1 protein-coding gene and 1 pseudogene are annotated in these 491 nt (G+C 61.7%); both read left to right on the forward strand.

All coding sequences use genetic code 11. The features are described from left to right. Positions 1-157, forward strand: a pseudogene (locus tag ASE71_RS35635) (PepSY domain-containing protein); the annotation flags it as partial. 22 nt (positions 158-179) lie between these two features. Continuing rightward, the coding region (locus ASE71_RS36810; RefSeq protein WP_320410584.1) for a general stress protein at positions 180-491 on the forward strand (312 nt) is incomplete at its 3' end.

Raw genomic sequence — 491 nt, forward strand, 5'->3', positions numbered from 1 at the left:
GGAAGAACAGGCCAAGGATCGCCTTACTGACGCCGGCTACACCGATGTGACCGGTCTAAAGCTCGACGACAAGGGCGTCTGGCGTGCAACGGCCTCGAAGGACGGCAAATCCATGCAGGTCGCGCTCGACTACCAGGGCAACATTGTTGCCAACTAACTCCAGCAAAGAGGAAATTCCCATGAAAACCGTTAGTGGACTTTTTGACGACTATTCGGACGCCCAAGCAGCAGTGTCAGCCCTTGAAGATCGCGGCGTTCCGTCGGACGACATCAGCATCGTTTCCAACAATGTTGGCGATTGGTACGGCACTGCAGACGAAAGCAACGCGGCTGAAGGCGCTGGAACGGGCGCCGGTGTCGGCGCTGCGGTCGGTGGCATTGGCGGCCTGTTGACTGGTCTCGGGCTCATGGCCATTCCCGGTGTCGGGCCGGTGGTCGCAGCCGGTTGGCTTGCCGCGACCGCGGCGGGTGCTGCCGCCGGCGCGGTAGCA

It is taken from the genome of Ensifer sp. Root954 (assembly GCF_001429005.1).
Taxonomy (GTDB): Bacteria; Pseudomonadota; Alphaproteobacteria; order Rhizobiales; family Rhizobiaceae; genus Ensifer; species Ensifer adhaerens.